Genomic DNA, 17,710 nt, shown 5'->3' on the forward strand with positions numbered 1-17,710 from the left:
CCGCCGCCCCCGCCGCACCGCCGCCGGCACCCGGCGGGCCCGCGCCCCCGCGGACGACCGGCGCGGACTAGGCTTGCCCGCAAGGGCCCGGGGCGCCCGGCAGCCGCGGCGGTGACCGCCGCACGGGACCCGGGCGGGACGCGGGCGGAAGGCAGGGCGGACGAATGCGCTGGAGCGACCTGACCAGCGGAAAGCGGCAGGCTCCGCCGCCGTTGGAGGGGAACGTCTCGCTCGTCGTCGGCATCGGCACCGCCCTGTGGGCGGTGGCTTTCCTGGCGCAGCTCCCCTTCTGGTCCCGGTACGCCGAGGACGGCCGCACCGGCTGGATCTGGACCTGCCTCGTCGGCGTCGGCCTGGGCCTTTTCGGCCTCTGGTTCAACGGTCGGCGTGAGGCGGCCATCCGCCGGGACGCCGCTCGCGCGGCGTCGGGCGACTCCGTCGACTCCCCCGACGCGCCGACCACGGCAGAGCCGGGCGACGGCCGCCACCCCGACACGCCCGCGGGCTGACCCGCGCCGCGCGCGTCCGCGGGCACCGCGCGATCCCGTCCGCCGGGCGGTCGGCCCCGCACCGCGCCGCCGATGACAGCCCGGTCAAGTACGCGCCGGCGGCGGGACGTTGACCCACGGGCCGCTGTAGCGGCACCGCGCCACCGGCCGGTCGGGGACGACAGGTCGACCCCGACCGGCTGCGGACGCGGACAGGGGCCGCTACCCGGAAGGCCCGGAGCCCACCCCCGGCGTGCCCTACCCGGACACGCCCCGACTACGCACAAGCGCACAGATCCTCGTAGTGTCTGCTCCATGATGCAGACCGATACGGAGGCGCCGGTGAGCGTACGCGGCCTCACCAGTGCCGAGGTGGCCGAACGCGTCGCACGGGGGCAGATCAACGATGTCCCCGCGCGGTCGTCGCGGTCCACCTCGGAGATCGTCCGCGGCAACGTCTTCACGTTGTTCAACGGCATCATCGGGGTGCTGTTCGCGATCATCCTGGTCGTCGGCCCGATCCAGGACGGCCTCTTCGGCTTCGTGATCATCGCGAACGCCGGTATCGGCATCATCCAGGAACTCCGCGCCAAGCGCACGCTCGACAGTCTCGCCGTGATCGGCGAGGCACGCCCCAAGGTGCGCCGCGACGGCGTGTCCGTGGAGGTCTCCACCCGCGACATCGTCCTGGACGACATCGTGGAGATGGCGCCGGGCGACAAGGCGGTGGTCGACGGCGTCGTCACCGAGGCCGAGAGCCTGGAGGTCGACGAGTCGCTGCTGACCGGCGAGGCCGACCCGGTGCTGAAGAAGCCCGGCGACCCGGTCCTCTCCGGCAGCTTCGTGGTCTCCGGCGGCGGCACGTTCCGCGCCACCAAGGTCGGCCGGGAGGCCTACGCGGCGCAGCTCGCCGAGGAGGCGTCGCGCTTCACCCTGGTCCACTCCGAGCTGCGCAGCGGCATCAGCAAGATCCTCAAGTTCTGCATCACGCTGATGATCCCGGCCGCCATCGGGCTGATCATCAGCCAGCTCGTCGTGGAGCGGGCCGACACCTTCGAGGCGATCCGGCGCATGGTCGCCGGCATCGTGGTGATGGTCCCCGAGGGACTGGTGCTCATCACCTCGATGGCGTTCGCGATCGGGGTCATCCGGCTGGGCCGCAAGCAGTGCCTGGTGCAGGAGCTGCCCGCGATCGAGGGCCTGGCCCGGGTGAACGTGGTCTGCCTGGACAAAACCGGCACCCTCACCGAGGGCGGCATGGACGTGACCGACCTGCGGCTGCTGCGCCCGGCCGCCGCCTCCGGCACGACCTCCGGCACGACGTCCGGCTCCGGCGAGGCGGGCAGCGACGCGCGCGACGGCGACGAGAGCCACGTGCGGGCGGTGCTGGGCGCGCTCGGCGCCTCCGACACCCGCCCCAACGCCAGCCTCAAGGCGATCGTCGAGGCCTATCCCGCGCCGGACGGCTGGCGCTCCACCGACGCGCTGCCGTTCTCCTCCGCGCGCAAGTTCAGCGGCGCCCGGCTGGCCGGCCCCGACGGCGCGGAGGCGACCTGGCTGCTCGGCGCCCCCGACGTCCTGCTGCGGGACGGCGACCCGCAGCTGGAGGCGGTGGAGGAGCTGAACCGGCAGGGCATGCGCGTGCTGCTGCTCGCCCGCTCCGAGCGCGCCCTGGAGGAGCTGGCCGCGCGGGACGGCAGCGGCGACCCGTCCCGGGACGTCGCCCCGGTCGCGCTGGTCGTCCTGGATCAGCGACTGCGGCAGGAGGCGCCGGACACGCTGCGCTACTTCGCCGAGCAGAACGTCGACGCCAAGATCATCTCCGGTGACAACGCGGTCTCCGTCGGCGCGGTCGCCGCCAAACTGGGGCTGCCCGGCGCGGAGTCCCCCGTGGACGCCCGGCACCTGCCGGACGACCCGGAGGAGATGGCGAAGGCCGTCGAGCGGGGTTCCGTCTTCGGCCGGGTCTCGCCGCAGCAGAAGCGCGACATGGTCTCCGCTCTCCAGACCCGCGGCCACAACGTCGCGATGACCGGCGACGGCGTCAACGACGTCCTCGCGCTGAAGGACGCCGACATCGGCGTCTCCATGGGCGCCGGGTCGGAGGCCACCAAGGGCGTGGCCCAGATCGTGCTCATGAACAACAGCTTCGCGACGCTGCCGTCCGTGGTGGCCGAGGGCCGCCGGGTGATCGGCAACATCGAGCGGGTCGCCAACCTCTTCCTCACGAAGACGGTCTACTCGGTGTTCCTCGCCTTCGCGGTGATCATCAGCCAGGTCCCGTACCCGTTCCTGCCGCGCCACATGACGCTGCTGTCGGCGTTCACCATCGGCATCCCGGCGTTCTTCCTGGCGTTGGCTCCCAACATCGAGCGCGCCCGGCCGCACTTCGTCCGGCGGGTGCTGCGGCTGGCCGTCCCGTTCGGCCTGATCGCCGGTGTCGCGACCTTCGTGTCGTACCTGCTGGCGCGCCACCACTACGGCGCCACCAGCGACACCCTGACCGCCGAGACGTCCGCGGCGACGCTGACGCTGTTCCTGTGCGCGATGGGCGTGCTCGCGATCATCGCCCGGCCCTACACCTGGTGGCGGCTGGGGCTGCTGCTCACCATGGGCGGCGGCTTCCTGGTGGTGCTGGTCACCCCGTTCCTGCGGGAGTTCTTCGCGCTCGATCTGGTGGGCATGACTATGCCGCTGGTCGCCGTCGGGATCGCCGGTGTCGCGCTGGTGCTGCTGGAGGTCTCCTGGCGGGTGGTGCCCCGCCGCTTCCCCGACAAGCCGGAGAGCCTCGAGGAGCGCCGCGCCGCCCGCCGCGCCCGCCGTGAGGCCCGCTCCGGCGGGTAGGGGCACCACGCCTCGACGGGACGCCGCACATCGCCACGGTGTGCGGCGTTCCTGTGCGTGGGGCCGATGGTTTCGCGTCAACTGCACCGATTTTGTTTGGTAGTTGGGGTTCCGACGCGGCGGCGCGTCCTCCTCGCGAGTCGTTGACACCGCCATGACGATGGTGCGCCACGCGGGGCCGGAGCGGCCGGCCTCGGAGGACGCGGAGGCACTGGATGCGCAGCATTCGTAGGACAGGCGCACGTTCGGCAGCGCTGGCGGCGGTCGCGGCGCTGGCCTTGACAGCGTGCGGCAGCGGGGACGACGAGCAGGGCAGCAGCGAGGCCGCGGAGCCCGCGGAGCAGCAGCAGGAGGACGACACGGCCGGGGAGACCGGTGCGGAGGAGGGCACGGCGACCGGCGACGCCGACCCTGACGCCGGCGAGACGGACGACGCGGCCACCGACGAGGCCGGTACCGAGGCCGACGAGGCAGAGGAAGCAGAGGAGACGGAGTCGGCGGGGCTCGGGGAGGACGACGAGCCGGCGCTCCGGGCGATCACCGTCGAGGAGGGCGAGGAGGCCGACACCATCCGCCTGGAGTTCGCGGAGGAGGTCCCCGCGTTCTGGCACGACGTCGTCTCGGAGGTCACCCACGGCGGCGAGGGCACCGACCTGGAGGTCGAGGGCGACTGGCTGCTCTCCTTCAAGTTCACCAATCAGGGGTTCGCGCACCCCGACCCGGAGATCGACGGGCTCAACGACCTCGTCGTGGACGCGAAGGCGTCGTCGGTCTTCGAGGGCGAGAACACGGTCGGCATCGGCCTCAGCGGCCACGGCTTCGAGGGGCAGAAGCTTCCGGAGTACGTGTTCTCCAAGGACGGCAGCACCATGGTCATCGAAGTCGCCCGGGAGAACGACGGACCGCGCGAGCCCACGGAGCTCTGAGCCCCGGCCGCACCGGCAGCACGACAGGTGGCCGCCTCCGCCTCGATCCGAGGCGTGGCGGCCACCGTCCTGCTGAGCTGCCCCAGGGCGCCGCGGCGCGGGGACGCAGCCCGGATCACTCGGTGCTCTCGGCCTCGGGATCGTGGGAGCTGACGACCCCGGCCCAGGTCAGCACGATGTAGATGCCGTTGGCGTGGGCAACGGCGTCCTCACCGTTCGCGGTGATGGTGTCCTCGGCCTCGCCACCGGAGACCTTCGCCTCCCAGTGCGTGTCGTCGTGGTGGGTGACCTCCACCTCCCAGCCGCCATCCACGGTGAAGGTGCCCGGCCCCTGCTCGCCCGCGTCGGTCCAGGCGTGCAGCGAGCCGTCCGTCTCCAGCACGACGTACATCGCGTTGAGCTCGATCCCGTCCACGCCGTCGTCGGCGCGGAGCGTCCCGAGGACCCCGTCCTCGCCGACGATCTCGGCGCGGTAGGTCTGGAAGTCGATCTCGTAGATGTCGGCGGCGGAGCCGTCGGGAAGTTCCTCGGTGCGGTCGAACTCGCCGTCCTCGCCGCTCTCTTCGGCGACACCACCGGCGTCTGCGGCGTCGTCCTCGGTGGGTCCCTCCTGCTCTGACGTCGTGTCGTCCTCGGTGCCGGTCTCGGTCTCGGAGGCGACCGTCTCGGTGGCCTGCGCGTCGTCGTCGGCGGAGTCGTCGCTGCCGCAGGCGGCCAGGGCCAGGGTCGCGGCGAGGACTCCGGCGGTCAGGGCGGCAGAGCGAGTGGTGCGGCGGGTGAGCTGTCGGGGCATGTCGAGGTCCTCCACCGGGTGGTTCGTTGCCGCCGCGCGCGTGGGGCGGCGGCTCGGTCCCCCGCGCCTGCTCCACCTCCAGACGCACAAACACCGGCAGCCCCATCCCGGAACCGGTTGTCCGACAACCGCCCCTCACCCCATGAGGGGGGCGCGCACCGGAGAGCACCGCAGGCCGCCCCGGAACGGGAGCGGCCTGCGGTCACGCACTACGACTCAGCGGGTCAGCCCGCTCTCGCGCAGGCCGGCGACGAAGGCGGCGAACGCACCGGCCGGCAGCGTCAGTACCGCGTCGGCGGGCGCCTTGGAATCACGGATCGGCACGGTGCCCGCGGTGGTGACCAGGTCGGCGGTCACCTCGACGCAGTTGCCGCCGTTGTTGCTGTAGGAGGAGCTGAACCAGCCCAAGCCCTCAGAGCAAGCAGCCGTCATGTCAGCCTCCCCGCGCGCACGCCGCCGACGAAGGCGGCGAACGCACCGGTGGAGAGCGACAGCACCGCGTCGGCGGGCGCCTTGGAATCACGGATCGGCACGGTGCCCTCGGTGGCGGCCAGATCGGCCGACACCTGCACGCAGGCGCCGCCGTTGTCGCTGTAGGTGGAAGTGAGCCAGCGCAGGTCCGTTGACGAAAGACTGGTCATGCCAGCCTCCCGCCACAGAGACCGCCCACGAAGGCGGCGAACGCTGGACTAGGAAGCATCAGCACCGCGCCCGACGGCGCTTTGGAATCACGCACCGGAACGATGCCGTCAGCAGCGGCCGGCTCGGCCGCCACCTCGACACAGTCGCCGCCGTTGTTGCTGTAGGAGGAGCTGAACCAGCGCAGGCCCTCAGGGGAACCAGCCGTCATGCCAGCCTCCCCGCGCGCACCCCGCCGACGAAGGCGGCGAACGCATCAGTCGAGAGCGACAGCACCGCGTCAGCGGGCGCCTTGGAATCGCGGACCGGCACAGTGCCGTCAGGGGCGGCCAGATCGGCCGACACCTGGACGCAGTCGCCGCCGTTGTCGCTGTAGGAGGAAGTGAACCAGCGGAGGATGTGGGTCGTCATGAAGTGCCCTTTCCGTGCTGGGGTTCATGGCCGCGCGGAGCGGCCTCGGCTCAGCGGCTGAGACCGCCGTCGCGCACACCGGTGACGAAGGCGGCGAACGCACCGGCGGGCAGCGTCAGCACCGCACCGGCCGGGGTCTTGGAATCGCGCACCGGAACCGTGCCGTGGCGGGCGACGAGATTGCCCGCCACCTCGACGCAGTTCCCACCGTTGTCGCTGTAGGAGGAGGTGAACCACTGGGGGGTATCGGTCGTCACGAGATGCCCTTTCGTACCTGCTCGATCATGGCCACGGAGTCGGCCTGGCTGAGCGCTTCGGCCTGTAGCTGATGGTAGTTCCTCAACATCTGCGGCACAGCAGTGCTTTCCCGGTCCATGTGCCCCTGCGTCTGCGACTCGGCATAGAGCACCAACGAGCGGTCAGGCAACGTCAGCAAGTTGATCGGCAGATTGAATGGCCGCCGCTCCCCCAGCGTGAACGGCGCGATCTGGAGGACGGTGTTCGGCAGCTCCGCAAATCGGAGCAGTGCCCCCAGTTGCTCATCCATCACCAGCGGACCGCCGACGATGCGCCGGATGCAGCTCTCGTCCATCACCGCCATCACCGTCGGCGGACGGTCCCGAGCCAGTGCGGCCTGTCGCTCGGCGAGGAACTGGACGCGCTCCTCGCCGTGTTCGGCGCTGATGTCGCCGCGGCGCACGGAGCTCTCCGCCAGGACACGGGCGTAAGCAGGTGTTTGCAGCAGGCCCGGGATGATGCCGATCTCGTACAGCCGCAGCTCCTCCGCGCGGGCCTCGTACTCGACGTACTGCGGGAAGCCCTCCAGCAGCGACCCCTGTCGCAGCTCGCGCCATTTGCGTTCGAAGAGCCCCTCGGTGCGCAGCGCCTGGTCCGCATTGCGCGCGAAGCGCAAGGTCGGCAGTTTGCGACCGGTTTCGATGGATGAGAGATGGGTGCTGGAGTACTCCATTCGTCCGGCCAGCTCGTCCTGTTTCCACCCGCGGTCTTCGCGCCACTGGCGGACCAGCGCGCCGTATGCCGCCTGCGGAGAGCTGTCCGGGTCGAGCTCCTTGAGATTCATCGGTCCCCCACGGACTTCCTGTGCCGAAATGCCAGGTTGAGCGGCTTCTGACTCTAGGCCAACCTGACGGTGCCGGGTAGTGAAGTCACTACGGAGAGGAGCGGCCGGTGGTTGTCGTGCCCAGCGGCAGGAATCGCGACCGGGGCGCACGGTGTCCGGATCGCGCGGGTGAGCGGTGAACGAGGAAGCGGCCGAGGGTCCGACGGCCCCGCAGCCATCCGGCCCGTTGAGTGAACTCCTGCGGAAGAGCGCGGCGTTGACGCGCGCCATTGATGACCATCTGGAGGAGTTGCGGACATGCCGCACCACGGACACCGGTTCGCCGGGCGCAGCTGGAACGACGGGCCCGCCGAGTTCACCCGGACCGGGGTCAACTCCGTGACGGAGTCGGTGACCGGCGGGACGCGGGTGGACGGCTTCTGGTGCGAGACCGTCGTGCGGTGCCCCGACGCCGGGGGCGAGTGGTACCTGGGCGGGCACTGGGCCGCCACCCCGGCCGAGGCGTTGCGCTGGCTGCGGTCGCAGGCGCTGCGGCTGGCCGACGCGCTGGACCCGCGTCCGGGCGCGGGACCGCTGCCGGCGGGCGCACTCGCCGCCGTCGCCTCCTCGCCGTGGTCGCCAGGTCGGGTGTTCCGCGACTGGGCGGACGACACCGCCTTTCTACGGGTGCAGCAGGCGGCCCTGGCGGCCGGTCGCCCGGTCAGCGCCAACGCCCGGGGCCCGGACCGCATCCGGGGCGTCGGCGAGGTGGACGTCCTGTACTCGCTCTCCGCCCGGCCCGTACTGCGCGGCGCGCCCGCCCGCCGACTGCTGCGCGTCACCTGAGCCCTGCGCGACCCGCCGGACTCGCCGCACCCCGTCCGACTCGACCCGCCCCAACCCGCCCCGCCCCGCCACGAGAAGGAGAGAGCCGTGTACGAGGAGATCAGCTTCGCCAACTCCGACCGGGAGGCGGTCGAGGCCGCCGCCCAGGAGTTGTTCAACCACGTCAAACGGTTGGGCGTCCGGCTCGACGACATCGACGTCGTCGACCCGTGCGACGTCTGCCGCCGCCCGGAGTACCAGGTGCACCTGGGTCGGCTCACCGCCGACGAGGTGGTGACGCTCAACGCGGCGCTTTGCGCACACGTTCCTCCCGCGTGAACCGCCGCAGCGGACCGCCCGGACCGTCCGGACCGCCCACGCCGTCCGCCGGCGTCAGCCCAGCGGCCAGGCGGTGCCGGTCAGTTCCTCGGACACCTCCCACAGCCGAGCGGCGACCGCCGCGTCCTGTGCGGCGGCGGAGCGTCCGACCGGCTTGGGCGCGCCGCGGCCCTGGAGCAGACCGCCGGGCCCGGCGTAGCTGCCGCCGGGCAGGTCGGCGACGGCCGCGTACAGGGTGGGCAGCGCTCCCCCCTCCTCGCTCTGCGCGAACACGTTGGTGAACGCGTCGCGGACCCTGGTGCGGACCCCCGGCCGGTCGTTGGCGCGCAGCAGGTTGGTCGCGGCCATGCCCGGATGCACCGCCATGGCGAGCACGGAGGAGCCGGCGGCGGCGAGGCGGCGGTGGAGTTCGGCGGTGAAGAGGAGGTTGGCGAGCTTGGACTGCGCGTAGGCGGCCATGGGCCGGTAGGGCCGCCTCGTCCAGTTGAGGTCGTCGAAGTCGATCGCCCCGACGCGGTGGCCGGAGGAGGAGACGGTGACCACGCGGCCGGTGACGCGCGGCAGCAGCAGGTTGGTGAGGGCGAAGTGCCCGAGGTGGTTGGTCCCGAGCTGGAGCTCGAACCCGTCGGCGGTGCGGGTCAGCGGCGGGATCATCACCCCCGCGTTGTTGACCAGCAGGTCGACCGGCCCGTCGAGCCCGTCGGCGAAGGCGCGCACGGAGGCGAGGTCGGCGAGGTCGAGCCGGGCCACCTCCACCTGCCCGGTCATGTCGGCGGCGGCCGCCCGACCCCGCCGGACATCCCGCACGGCCAGGACCGTCCGCGCTCCCCGCGCCGCGAAGACGCTCGCGGCAACCCGGCCGATACCGCTGTTGGCTCCGGTGATGACGACGGTGCGACCCGCCAGGGGCGGCACATCCGCCGCCGTGAATGTAGTCATGGACTACAAAGTAGCCGCTGACAACAAAGTGGGCAACGCACACACTGCGGCGTGTAGGCTCTGGGCTGTGTCGGAGACCACGGCCGAGCGGCCCTACCACCACGGCAACCTGCGGTCCGCGATCCTGGCCGCAGCGGAATCCCGCCTCCGCACGGCGGGGGCGGAGCAGATCTCGCTGCGCGAGCTGGCTCGGGAGGTGGGAGTCAGCCACGCCGCGCCGCGGCGGCACTTCGCCGACCGCCAAGCACTGCTCGACGCGCTCGCCGAAACCGGCTTCGAGCGGCTGGGCGACGTACTGCGGGAGGCGCTCACCGGCGCCTCGGACACGTTCCCGGCGCAGGTGCTCGCCGTGATGACGGCCTACACGCGCTTCGCCACCGAGAACGGCGCGCTGCTGGAGCTGATGTACGCGGCCAAGCACCGACCGGGCGCGACACGGATCGCGGCGGCGGCCGAAGGGCCGTTCGGCCTCATGAACGACCTGGTGGCGCGGGGGCAGACGGAGGGCGCCATCCGGGCGGGGGACCCGCTGCGGGTCGGCATGGTCGTCTTCGCCACGGTCCAGGGGATCGCCTCGCTCATCAACGGCGGCTTCGTGGAACGCGCGGCCCTCGACGGGTTGGTGGCCGACGCGACCGACCAGTTCCTGCGCGGCGCCGCCCCCCTGCCGTAGGGGTCCCGGCGCTGCTTCCGGCCGCGCCGGGGCGGTGAGCGGGGCGCGACGCGCGGAAGGCCGCCGACCGGGTCACCCCGGCCGACGGCCTTCCGCACCGGCGTCCGCGTCAGTCGAACCAGCGGGCGGTGGCCAGTTCCGCGGTGCGGTCCGGGTCCTCCAGCAGCGCGGCCAGCTCGAAGCGACGCGGCCACTGCCCGGCCGCCCAGGCGAGTCCGGCCGCCAGCCCCTCCACCGTCGCGGCGTGGACGATGCCGTCGAGGTGCCGCCAGTCCACCGCGACGCCGTCCACGAGCAGTTCCTCGTGCTCCCGGTAGGTCGCCGGAGCGGCCTCGCCCAGCAGCGCCCGGGCCGCCTCGGGCACGGGGTGCTCCGTGCCCGGTCCGCTGACCGGGGCGGGCAGCAGGGACGACAGCAGCGGAACGTCCAGCACCGCCGCCAGCTCGGCGGCGTGCCGGGGGTCGACCGGCAGCAGCGGCCGGTCACCGGCGGAGGCCAGCAGGTCCGGGGCGTCCGCCACCGCGGCGTCCCCGGCCGGCACCACCACGGTGCGCCCGTCGGCGGCGACGGCCCGCACCTCGTCCGGGAGGGTGACCTCCTCCGGGTCGAGGGCCGCGAGCAGCGTGTACAACCCGTGCAGCTGCTCGGCGGCGACGGGGAGTTCGGCGTCGGCGAGGCGGGCGAGCAACTCCGCCGCACCGCCCGGCTCGGCCAGCAGCGCGTCGGCGCTGGTGCGGACGCCCAGTGCGCGCAGCACCTCGGGGTCGGCGTCGGCGGTGTCGGCCGGCTCGTACAGCCCCGCGAGGAGCGGATCACCACCGGCGGCGCGCAGCCCGGCGGGGCGGCGCCCGCCCAGCACCGGGGCGCCGCGCAGCCACCAGGCGGTGTACGGCCGGGCGGTGGCCACGGTGCCGTCGGGCATCCGAACCCGCAGCGGACGCACCAGCGCGTCGCGCAGCGGCGGCTCGGAGAGCATCGCCAGCACCCGCGGCCACTGGTCGTCGTCGACGAGTTCCAGGTCCCGGACGGCGAGCAACTCCCCCGCCACCGGCGGGAGGTCGGCCTCGGGCAGCGCGTCGAGCAGGTCCTCGCACCAGACCTCGACGGCGTCCAGCAGCCCGGCGTCGTCCGGCTCGGGGACGTCGGAGTCGCCCGGCACCAACTCGTCCGGGTCGAGGACCACATCGGCGGCGCGCACCAGCGGGAAGGCGGCCTGCACACCCACGGCGGTGAGCGGTCCCTCCCCCCAGCGGTCCGCGAACGCCTGATCACAGGCGGCGAGTTCCCCCTCGCGGATGACCTGCTGGAAGGGGCTGCCCGGCAGCACCAGTTCGTAAGCGGGGGTGAGTTCGCCGTCCTCGTCCGGCAGCGGGAGAGCGGCCAGCCACGGCAGGTCGCCGGGCGCCAACTCGGCGTCGGCCACCAACCCGAGCACGATCTCGGCCAGTTCGGCCGCATCCGGGGCGTCCTCGTCCCACAGCTCTCCGTCGTGAGCGGCGGTCACCAGCGCCCGAACCTGCGGCGTCTCCAGCACGGCACGGCCGGTGGCGGGGGCGGCGCCGAGCTTCTCCAGCAGCGGGTGCACCGCGTCGGGGTGCGCGACCCGCAGTCCGAGCCGCGCCGGACCGGCGGGGTCGCCGCCCGGCAGCGGCAGCAGCACCTGCCGGGGGCCGACCACCGTCCGGCCGTCCGCCAGCGGCACGGGCAGCCCGGTCAGCCGGTCCGGGTCCACCCCGGCCAGCGAGTCGTACAGCTCCCGCCACCAGGACGGCGGCCGGTCGGCGCCCGCGACGCGGTCCACCGCCTCGCCCAGCGACACCCGCGCCACGCCCAGCAGCCGGGGCGCCGGGTGCCGCTCCAGGCCGGCGGGCAGCAGGTGCGGGAAGAGCCGGGCCAGCACCGCGACGGTGGCGGCACCGGCGTCCTCGACGAGTTCGGCCTCGGTGGCGCGCAGCGCCTCCCGGCGGCCGTCGGTACCCGCCGCGCCGTCGTCACCGGGCTGCTCGGCCTCGCCGGCGGGCGGCGCCGTGAGGGGCGCGGCGGGCGGCAGGAACGGCACCTCGGGAAGACGGGCGGCGAGTCGCTCCCGCAGCCCGGAGTCCAGCACCCCGGAGCCCAGCGGGCCGGGGACCAGCTCCAGCGTGCCGGGGCCGACCGGGCGCCATGCGGCCAGCAGCCGGGTGTAGCCGTCGGCGGCCCGGTCGAGCAGGAACTCGGTCAGCGGCCCGGGCGCGACCTGGCGGCGGGTGGAGTCCAGCGGGAAGGACGCGATCAGCAGCGCGGGCAGCGAGAGCGGCTCCCCGGTCGGCGTCGGGGCGTGGACGACGGGCTCGGCGTCGGGCCGCGCGGGGGCGCCGTCCGGGGCGACGGGGACGGCCCAGGTGACTGTCCACAGCGGGCGCTCCCGCTCCTCCAGCGGGCGGTCGGCGAGCAGCTCCGCCTCGGCCCGGCCACGGGCGGTGACGGTCCGCCAGCGCGTGGTCCGTTCGCCCTCGGTCACCACCACCTCCGCCACCTCGACGGCCTCGGCACCGCCCTGCGCGTCGGCGGCGCCGGTGCCAGTGCCGGTGCCGGAGGGGTCGGCGTCGGCCCGGACCAGCGTCCGGGTCCCGGTCGGGGTCACCACGGTGACCTCGGTCAGGGCGGGCAGCGCCAGCAGCAGCGGATCACCGACCTCGGCGAGCAGCCGCGCCGCCAGCTCCTCCGCGGCGGCGTCCCGCAGCGGCAGCTCCACCACGGTGTCGTACCCGTCGGGCACGGTGAACGCCCCGGCGGGGAACGGCAGTCGCAGCAGCGGAACGGCGTGCCGTCCGTCGCCGCGCCGCTCGACCTCCTCGGCCAGACCGGCGGCCCGGCCGGCGACCTCCGCCGTCAGCGCCAGCGCCTCGGTGAGCGACCAGCGGACACCGCCGGTCCGGCTGTGGACCGCCGGGGTGTCGGTGACGGTGAGCGTCGCGGCGAAGCCGACGCCGAACCGGCCGACGCTGGGCGCGTCCCGCTTGGCGGAGGCCCGCAGCGAGGACAGCGACCCGGCCCCGGCGGCGGTCAGCGGCTCGCCGGTGTTGGCCGCACGGAGCACGCCGTCGGCCAGCTCCAGTCGCAGTCTGCCCGGAACGCCCGCGCGGACGGCGGCATCGGCCGCGTTCTGCGCCAGCTCCACGACGATCCGGTCCCGGTAGCCGCCGCGCGCCAACTCCTCCTCGGCGTTGGCGTCCTCACGGAACCGTGCGGGGGAGGCCGCCCAGGCGTCCAGGACGGCGCCGCGCAACGCGGCGGTACCGAAGGGGTCCTCGGCGGTGGTGCTCTCATCGCTCAGATCGGCAGTCACCTCGGTGACAGTACTCTCAGCCCGCCCCTCGCGTTCCGGTGGAGGCGCTCGGTGAGACGGTCGGCACAGCACGCACCCGGCGGACGGGGCGGCGGCGTCCCCGACGGCGCCACGGACCGGGGCCGCGGGGGCGGCTGTGACAGCGGAGGCGAGGGCCGTACGGTCGGCTCCGGCGCGGGCGGCTGCTAGCGTCAAGGCCCGTGCCCGACATAATCTTCCTGCTCATCGCCGGTACCGCAGTCTTCGCAGGCGCCCTCGTCCAGGGCACCGTGGGCCTCGGCCTCGGTCTGCTGGCGGCCCCGGTGGTGGCGATCGCCGACCCGTCCCTGATGCCCGGCTCGATGCTGGTCGCCAGTATGGTCACCCCGCTGATGACGCTGTGGTCCGAGGGGAGGCACGTGGACTGGCGCGGCCTCGCCTGGGGGCTGCCGCCCCGGATCCCGGGGTCGATCCTCGGCGCGTGGCTGGTGGCCGTCCTGGAGCCCCGGCTGCTCGGACTGGTCGTCGGCGTCATGGTGCTGCTGGCGGTGGCGGCCACCATCTCCGCCGTGACCGTGCGCGTCACGCCGGTTTCGCTGATGTCCGCCGGGATGGTCTCCGGCGTCACCGGGACGGCCACCTCGATCGGTGGGCCGCCGCTCGCCCTGCTCTACCAGCACTCCCCCGGCCCGACCGTGCGGGCGACCCTCGGCGCCTACTTCGTCATCGGCGCCGCGATCTCGCTGGCGACGCTCCAACTGGGCGGCCAGCTCACCGGCGAGCAGTTGATCGCCGGCGCCGCGCTGATCCCGTTCGTGGTCGCCGGCTACTTCGTCTCGATCCCGGTGCGGCGGCGCTGGGGCGCCGGCGGCATCCGCGCCGCGCTGCTGGGCGTGGTGTCGCTGTCGGGCGTCGTCCTGATCGTCCGCGCCCTGACCTGACACACGCCCTGACGCCCGCCGGGCGGCGCGTCGCGGACCGGGGTCCGGCGCGGGGCCGCACCGCGCAGGCCCGCCGGCCGGCAGGCCGGGGGCCCGGCAGGCGGCAGCGGTCAGAGCGGGTCGGCGCCGACGTGGTCGATGACCGGCGACGGCCGGGGCGCAGGCTTCGGCATCAGCGTCGCCGCCTCGGAGTGGGCACCGCAGCCGAACCCGAGCGAGACGACCCGCCCGTCCGCCGGCGCGTACTCGTTGGCGCAGACGCCGAACCCCTGGCGCAGCGAGCCCGCCAGCGGCACCAGGAAACCGCAGCTGATGCAGGAGGCGGGCGCCCCCTGCGCCATGGGCGTCCCGGGCCCGTAGTTCTCGTCCCAGCGCTCGGCGGCCTCGGCGAGACCCAGGCGGGACAGGACGTGGGTGCGGCCCAGCCCCAGCTCGTCGGCGAGCGCCGCCGTCTCCGCCCGCCGGTTGTCCGAGGGCCGCACCCCGGCGGCGGCGACAGCGGTCGCCTCCGGCGTCGCGTCGGCGGGGACCCGCGCCCCCTCGGCCTCCGCCTCGGGCTCGGCCGCCTCCTCGACGAGAGCGAAGCCGGGCTCCAGCCGCGGGTCGCCCTCCTCCACGGGCAGGAGGTCGCCCGGGCCGAGGTCCCCGGGGCGCAGCCGCTCGCTCCACGGCAGCCACTGCGGCGCCAGCAGCGCGTCCTCGCCGGGGAACAGCGTCACCTCGTCGACGGTCACATGGCGGGCGCGGGCGGCGCGGACCACCGTCACGCCCCAGCGCCAGCCGCGGTAGGCCGGATCGGCCGACTCGAAGAAGTGGGTGACGACACGGCCGCCCTCCCCCTCGCCCTCGGCACCGAGATGCGGGCCGACCGGGTGGGGGAAAGCGGCTTCCTCGGCGACCTCCCGTGCGAGCGGCACGGCATCCGCACAGAGCCGGTCAGGGGTCCGGCTTCGGGTAGCAGCACTCACTGGATATCGACTCTTTCCTACGCGTTGTGCGATGCGAACGCCAACGGCGAGCGGAGCTGACGGAGCGGCTACGGGGTGTGAGACCCGCGCCGCTGCGACGTCGTGCTGCTGCACGTGGGCACGAAGCACCGGTCGGTCCACGCTACCGCACGTGTGATCCGCGCGACGCCCGCCCCGGAAGAAGCCGTCCGCGATCGCGGCGCCGCACCCCCGGACCGCCGTGGCACCACCGGCCCGCAGCCGGGAGCGGCGGCGGGCTCCCGACGCGCCCGGGCGTGTCGCGTGCCGCCGTCCCCCTTTCGGCGCACCCTGACCGCGACCGCGCGACGCGCGGGGCGGTACTCGTTCGACGCATCGCGACCACGGGCGCGCCCCACGCTCTACGCTTACGCACGTGGCCGCTGACAGCTCGTCCGATCGGGGAACCGGGGCCGGGGCACTGCTCCGGGGTCTCCGGGCGACCGGCCGTGCCGTCGCCACGCCGCCGAAGCTCGTCGGCCGCCGCATCCGGAAGGCCACCCACGCGCAGGGCGCCGGAGAATCCGGCCTCGGCAAGCTGATAGAGGTGCACGCGGTGCACTCGATGGGCGACATGCTCATCACGATGGCGCTGGCCTCCACCATCTTCTTCGCCGTACCGACCGACGAGGCGCGCGGCCGGGTGGCCCTCTACCTCGCCGTCACCATGGCCCCGTTCGTCCTGCTCGCCCCGGTCATCGGGCCGCTGCTGGACCGGCTGCCGCACGGGCGGCGGGCCGCGATGTCGGGCGCGCTGGCCTTCCGCGGGGTGCTGGCGCTGCTGATGACCGGCGCCGTGGCCACCGGCGGACTGGAGCTGTACCCGGCGGCGCTGGGCGTCATGATCGCCTCCAAGGCGTACAACATCGTGCGGGCCGCGGTCGTGCCCCGGCTGCTGCCGAGCCAGATCTCCCTGGTGAAGGCGAACGCGCGGATCACCCTCACCGGCCTCATCTCCGCGGGAGCGGCGGCACCACTGGGCCTGGTGCTGAACCTCATCAGCCCCGAGGCGCCGCTGTACGGCGCGTTCGTCATCACCCTCATCGGCGCCTTCATGTCGTTCCGGCTGCCGCACAAGGTGGACCTCGCCAAGGGCGAACGGACCCTGCACCTCCAGGAACTGGCCGAGGCGCGGGCCGCCGGCCGGGACAGGGACGGTCGCGGCCGGTCCCGGGTGATCCGGGCGACCGGCACCACCGTCTTCAAGGCGCTGGTCGCCAACTCCTCGCTCCGGGTGCTCTCCGGTTTCCTGCTGTTCTTCCTGGCGTTCCTGCTGCGCGAGCAGCCGCTGCCCGGGATGGCGTCCGCCGTCTCGCTCGGCCTGGTCGGCGTCGCCGCCGGTGTCGGCAACGGCCTCGGCAACGTGCTGGGCGCCTGGGCGCGCGACCGGGCGCCGGAGTTCATCCTGCTGGTCATGATGATCCTCGCGGTGACGACGACCACCGCGGCGGCCGTCGCCTACGGCACGGTGACCGTCATCCTGGTCAGCGCCGTCGCCGGGCTCTGCCAGGCGATGGGCAAACTCTCGCTGGACGCGCTGATCCAGCGCGACGTGCCCGAGGTCGTCCGCACCTCCGCGTTCGCCCGCTCCGAGACGATGGTGCAGATGGCGTGGGTGCTGGGCGGCGGCATCGCCATCGCGCTGCCGCTGAACGGCAGCATCGGCATGGCCACCGCGGCACTGCTGCTGTTGGTGGGTCTGGTGGTCACCTTCCGGGGGCTGGCGGCGGGCGCGCGACGCGGCTCGCCGCACCCGCGCGTTCGGTGACGGGCGGCGCCCGGTAATCTGCCCGCATGACTGCGATCTCCAGGAGCCGTGGCCGCCGGGCCGTCCGCACCACTCTCGCCGCCGGCGCCGTGTCACTGGGGCTGGCGGCCCTCACGGCGTGCGACAAGCCGAGCCCGAACGCCCACTTCACGCTCGGTACCGCCACCTCCACCTCGGAGACCGCGACCGACTGCTACGGCCACGGCGAGGCCCTGGGCGTCGACGAGGCCCGCGCCTGCCTGGAAGACACCTCCGACGTGCGCGTCTTCACCACCGAGGGCGGCGAGACGCTGCGCGTCGGCGTGGACCCGAAGATCGCCGAGAACGGCTGGCTGCTGTTCGTCAACGGCAACCCCCACGCCATCGACCCCTCGTACACCACCTACCGCAGCTTCCCGGCCGACCAGCTGTACGCCGCCTCCGACGCCGCGACGCTGCCCGGCCAGAACGAGGAAGCCTTCGCCGACGTCGTCCAGATCACCGTCGCGCAGGTCTCCGAGGACTACGACACCGAGGCCCTGATGGCCGCGTTCGGTGCCGCGCAGACCGGTGACTTCGGCCCGTTCGACGACGCGCTGTTCGGCCAGTTCGAGGGCGTGTGGAACCTCCAGCTGGAGCAGAAGGAGCACTGACGGCCGCCAGCGCCGCCGGGCACCGCGTGAACGCGACCTCCACCCCGCAGCCGCCCGACCCGGGCGGTGCCGACCCCGTCGCCCCCGCCGCGCAGCGGCCGGGCGGGCGGGGTCTGCCGCGTCCGGGTGACGGCGGGGC

Annotated in this window: 19 protein-coding genes; 9 read left to right on the forward strand and 10 right to left on the reverse strand. The window is 73.9% G+C overall.

The window, feature by feature from the left end; all coding sequences use genetic code 11:
- The first annotated feature begins 164 nt into the window (after positions 1-164).
- The 3 genes from HCN52_RS12220 (at position 165) to HCN52_RS12230 (ending at position 4,258) form a co-directional block, all read left to right on the forward strand.
- A complete protein-coding gene (locus HCN52_RS12220) occupies positions 165-509 on the forward strand; it encodes a DUF2530 domain-containing protein (RefSeq protein ID WP_168088454.1) in 345 nt (114 codons plus the stop codon).
- A 294-nt stretch (positions 510-803) separates the two neighbouring features.
- Positions 804-3,332 carry an HAD-IC family P-type ATPase gene (locus HCN52_RS12225; RefSeq protein WP_168088455.1) on the forward strand — a complete coding sequence of 843 codons (2,529 nt, stop codon included), beginning with the start codon at positions 804-806 and terminating at the stop codon, positions 3,330-3,332.
- A 215-nt stretch (positions 3,333-3,547) separates the two neighbouring features.
- Positions 3,548-4,258, forward strand: coding sequence for a hypothetical protein (locus HCN52_RS12230; RefSeq protein WP_168088456.1), 711 nt, complete (start codon positions 3,548-3,550; stop codon positions 4,256-4,258).
- Between the two features lie 115 nt (positions 4,259-4,373).
- Here the strand turns inward: HCN52_RS12230 and HCN52_RS12235 are convergent, their stop codons facing one another.
- From HCN52_RS12235 to HCN52_RS12265, 7 genes are all read right to left on the reverse strand, one after another.
- On the reverse strand, positions 4,374-5,051 hold the full coding sequence (locus HCN52_RS12235) for a hypothetical protein (RefSeq protein WP_168088457.1): 678 nt from the start codon (positions 5,049-5,051) through the stop codon (positions 4,374-4,376).
- Between the two features lie 216 nt (positions 5,052-5,267).
- Positions 5,268-5,483, reverse strand: a complete 216-nt coding sequence (locus HCN52_RS12240; protein WP_168088458.1) for a DUF397 domain-containing protein — start codon at positions 5,481-5,483, stop codon at positions 5,268-5,270.
- Positions 5,480-5,692: a DUF397 domain-containing protein gene (locus HCN52_RS12245; protein ID WP_168088459.1), complete on the reverse strand. Its 213-nt coding sequence runs from the start codon at positions 5,690-5,692 to the stop codon at positions 5,480-5,482. The genes HCN52_RS12240 and HCN52_RS12245 overlap by 4 nt, the downstream gene beginning before the upstream one ends.
- A complete protein-coding gene (locus HCN52_RS12250) occupies positions 5,689-5,901 on the reverse strand; it encodes a DUF397 domain-containing protein (protein WP_168088460.1) in 213 nt (70 codons plus the stop codon). The genes HCN52_RS12245 and HCN52_RS12250 overlap by 4 nt, the downstream gene beginning before the upstream one ends.
- Positions 5,898-6,101, reverse strand: a complete 204-nt coding sequence (locus HCN52_RS12255; protein ID WP_168088461.1) for a DUF397 domain-containing protein — start codon at positions 6,099-6,101, stop codon at positions 5,898-5,900. The genes HCN52_RS12250 and HCN52_RS12255 overlap by 4 nt, the downstream gene beginning before the upstream one ends.
- A 50-nt stretch (positions 6,102-6,151) precedes the next feature.
- Entirely contained in the window at positions 6,152-6,358 is a 207-nt protein-coding gene (locus HCN52_RS12260; protein ID WP_168088462.1) for a DUF397 domain-containing protein, read from the reverse strand.
- Positions 6,355-7,182 (reverse strand): helix-turn-helix domain-containing protein, encoded by an 828-nt coding sequence (locus HCN52_RS12265; RefSeq protein ID WP_168088463.1) that lies wholly within the window; start codon positions 7,180-7,182, stop codon positions 6,355-6,357. Before HCN52_RS12265 ends, HCN52_RS12260 begins: the two co-directional genes overlap by 4 nt.
- Positions 7,183-7,479: 297 nt before the next feature.
- Between HCN52_RS12265 and HCN52_RS12270 the strand changes: the two genes are divergently transcribed.
- Together HCN52_RS12270 and HCN52_RS12275 are read left to right on the forward strand one after the other, a co-directional pair.
- Complete coding sequence (locus HCN52_RS12270) at positions 7,480-8,007, forward strand: hypothetical protein (protein WP_168088453.1); 528 nt, start codon at positions 7,480-7,482, stop codon at positions 8,005-8,007.
- Positions 8,008-8,094: 87 nt separating this feature from the next.
- Positions 8,095-8,325, forward strand: coding sequence for a hypothetical protein (locus HCN52_RS12275; RefSeq protein ID WP_168088464.1), 231 nt, complete (start codon positions 8,095-8,097; stop codon positions 8,323-8,325).
- 54 nt (positions 8,326-8,379) lie between these two features.
- On the opposite strand, the gene HCN52_RS12280 is transcribed toward HCN52_RS12275, so the two are convergent.
- Positions 8,380-9,264: an oxidoreductase gene (locus HCN52_RS12280; protein WP_168088465.1), complete on the reverse strand. Its 885-nt coding sequence runs from the start codon at positions 9,262-9,264 to the stop codon at positions 8,380-8,382.
- Positions 9,265-9,331: 67 nt separating this feature from the next.
- Between HCN52_RS12280 and HCN52_RS12285 the strand changes: the two genes are divergently transcribed.
- Positions 9,332-9,937 carry a TetR/AcrR family transcriptional regulator gene (locus tag HCN52_RS12285; RefSeq protein ID WP_168088466.1) on the forward strand — a complete coding sequence of 202 codons (606 nt, stop codon included), beginning with the start codon at positions 9,332-9,334 and terminating at the stop codon, positions 9,935-9,937.
- Positions 9,938-10,046: 109 nt separating this feature from the next.
- On the opposite strand, the gene HCN52_RS12290 is transcribed toward HCN52_RS12285, so the two are convergent.
- Positions 10,047-13,265, reverse strand: a complete 3,219-nt coding sequence (locus HCN52_RS12290) for a sacsin N-terminal ATP-binding-like domain-containing protein (protein ID WP_312876662.1) — start codon at positions 13,263-13,265, stop codon at positions 10,047-10,049.
- 200 nt (positions 13,266-13,465) lie between these two features.
- Between HCN52_RS12290 and HCN52_RS12295 the strand changes: the two genes are divergently transcribed.
- Positions 13,466-14,185 carry a sulfite exporter TauE/SafE family protein gene (locus HCN52_RS12295; protein ID WP_168088467.1) on the forward strand — a complete coding sequence of 240 codons (720 nt, stop codon included), beginning with the start codon at positions 13,466-13,468 and terminating at the stop codon, positions 14,183-14,185.
- Between the two features lie 110 nt (positions 14,186-14,295).
- Here the strand turns inward: HCN52_RS12295 and HCN52_RS12300 are convergent, their stop codons facing one another.
- On the reverse strand, positions 14,296-15,153 hold the full coding sequence (locus HCN52_RS12300) for a DUF3027 domain-containing protein (protein ID WP_168088468.1): 858 nt from the start codon (positions 15,151-15,153) through the stop codon (positions 14,296-14,298).
- Between the two features lie 394 nt (positions 15,154-15,547).
- Here HCN52_RS12300 and HCN52_RS12305 point away from each other — a divergent pair, with 394 nt between their 5' ends.
- Both HCN52_RS12305 and HCN52_RS12310 read left to right on the forward strand, forming a co-directional pair.
- Positions 15,548-16,939, forward strand: a complete 1,392-nt coding sequence (locus HCN52_RS12305) for an MFS transporter (RefSeq protein ID WP_168088469.1) — start codon at positions 15,548-15,550, stop codon at positions 16,937-16,939.
- A 26-nt stretch (positions 16,940-16,965) separates the two neighbouring features.
- Entirely contained in the window at positions 16,966-17,571 is a 606-nt protein-coding gene (locus HCN52_RS12310; RefSeq protein ID WP_168088470.1) for a hypothetical protein, read from the forward strand.
- The last annotated feature ends 139 nt before the right edge of the window (positions 17,572-17,710 follow it).

The sequence above is a fragment of the Streptomyces bohaiensis genome (genome assembly GCF_012033785.1).
Taxonomy (GTDB): domain Bacteria; phylum Actinomycetota; class Actinomycetes; order Streptomycetales; family Streptomycetaceae; genus Streptomyces; species Streptomyces bohaiensis.

Bases quoted from the DNA above. Each gene is read 5' to 3' on its own strand.
- HCN52_RS12220 (WP_168088454.1), top strand. From the start codon at position 165: ATGCGCTGGAGCGACCTGACCAGCGGAAAGCGGCAGGCTCCGCCGCCG.
- HCN52_RS12225 (WP_168088455.1), top strand. From the start codon at position 804: ATGATGCAGACCGATACGGAGGCGCCGGTGAGCGTACGCGGCCTCACC.
- HCN52_RS12230 (WP_168088456.1), top strand. From the start codon at position 3,548: ATGCGCAGCATTCGTAGGACAGGCGCACGTTCGGCAGCGCTGGCGGCG.
- HCN52_RS12235 (WP_168088457.1), bottom strand. From the start codon at position 5,051: ATGCCCCGACAGCTCACCCGCCGCACCACTCGCTCTGCCGCCCTGACC.
- HCN52_RS12240 (WP_168088458.1), bottom strand. From the start codon at position 5,483: ATGACGGCTGCTTGCTCTGAGGGCTTGGGCTGGTTCAGCTCCTCCTAC.
- HCN52_RS12245 (WP_168088459.1), bottom strand. From the start codon at position 5,692: ATGACCAGTCTTTCGTCAACGGACCTGCGCTGGCTCACTTCCACCTAC.
- HCN52_RS12250 (WP_168088460.1), bottom strand. From the start codon at position 5,901: ATGACGGCTGGTTCCCCTGAGGGCCTGCGCTGGTTCAGCTCCTCCTAC.
- HCN52_RS12255 (WP_168088461.1), bottom strand. From the start codon at position 6,101: ATGACGACCCACATCCTCCGCTGGTTCACTTCCTCCTACAGCGACAAC.
- HCN52_RS12265 (WP_168088463.1), bottom strand. From the start codon at position 7,182: ATGAATCTCAAGGAGCTCGACCCGGACAGCTCTCCGCAGGCGGCATAC.
- HCN52_RS12270 (WP_168088453.1), top strand. From the start codon at position 7,480: ATGCCGCACCACGGACACCGGTTCGCCGGGCGCAGCTGGAACGACGGG.
- HCN52_RS12280 (WP_168088465.1), bottom strand. From the start codon at position 9,264: ATGACTACATTCACGGCGGCGGATGTGCCGCCCCTGGCGGGTCGCACC.
- HCN52_RS12310 (WP_168088470.1), top strand. From the start codon at position 16,966: ATGACTGCGATCTCCAGGAGCCGTGGCCGCCGGGCCGTCCGCACCACT.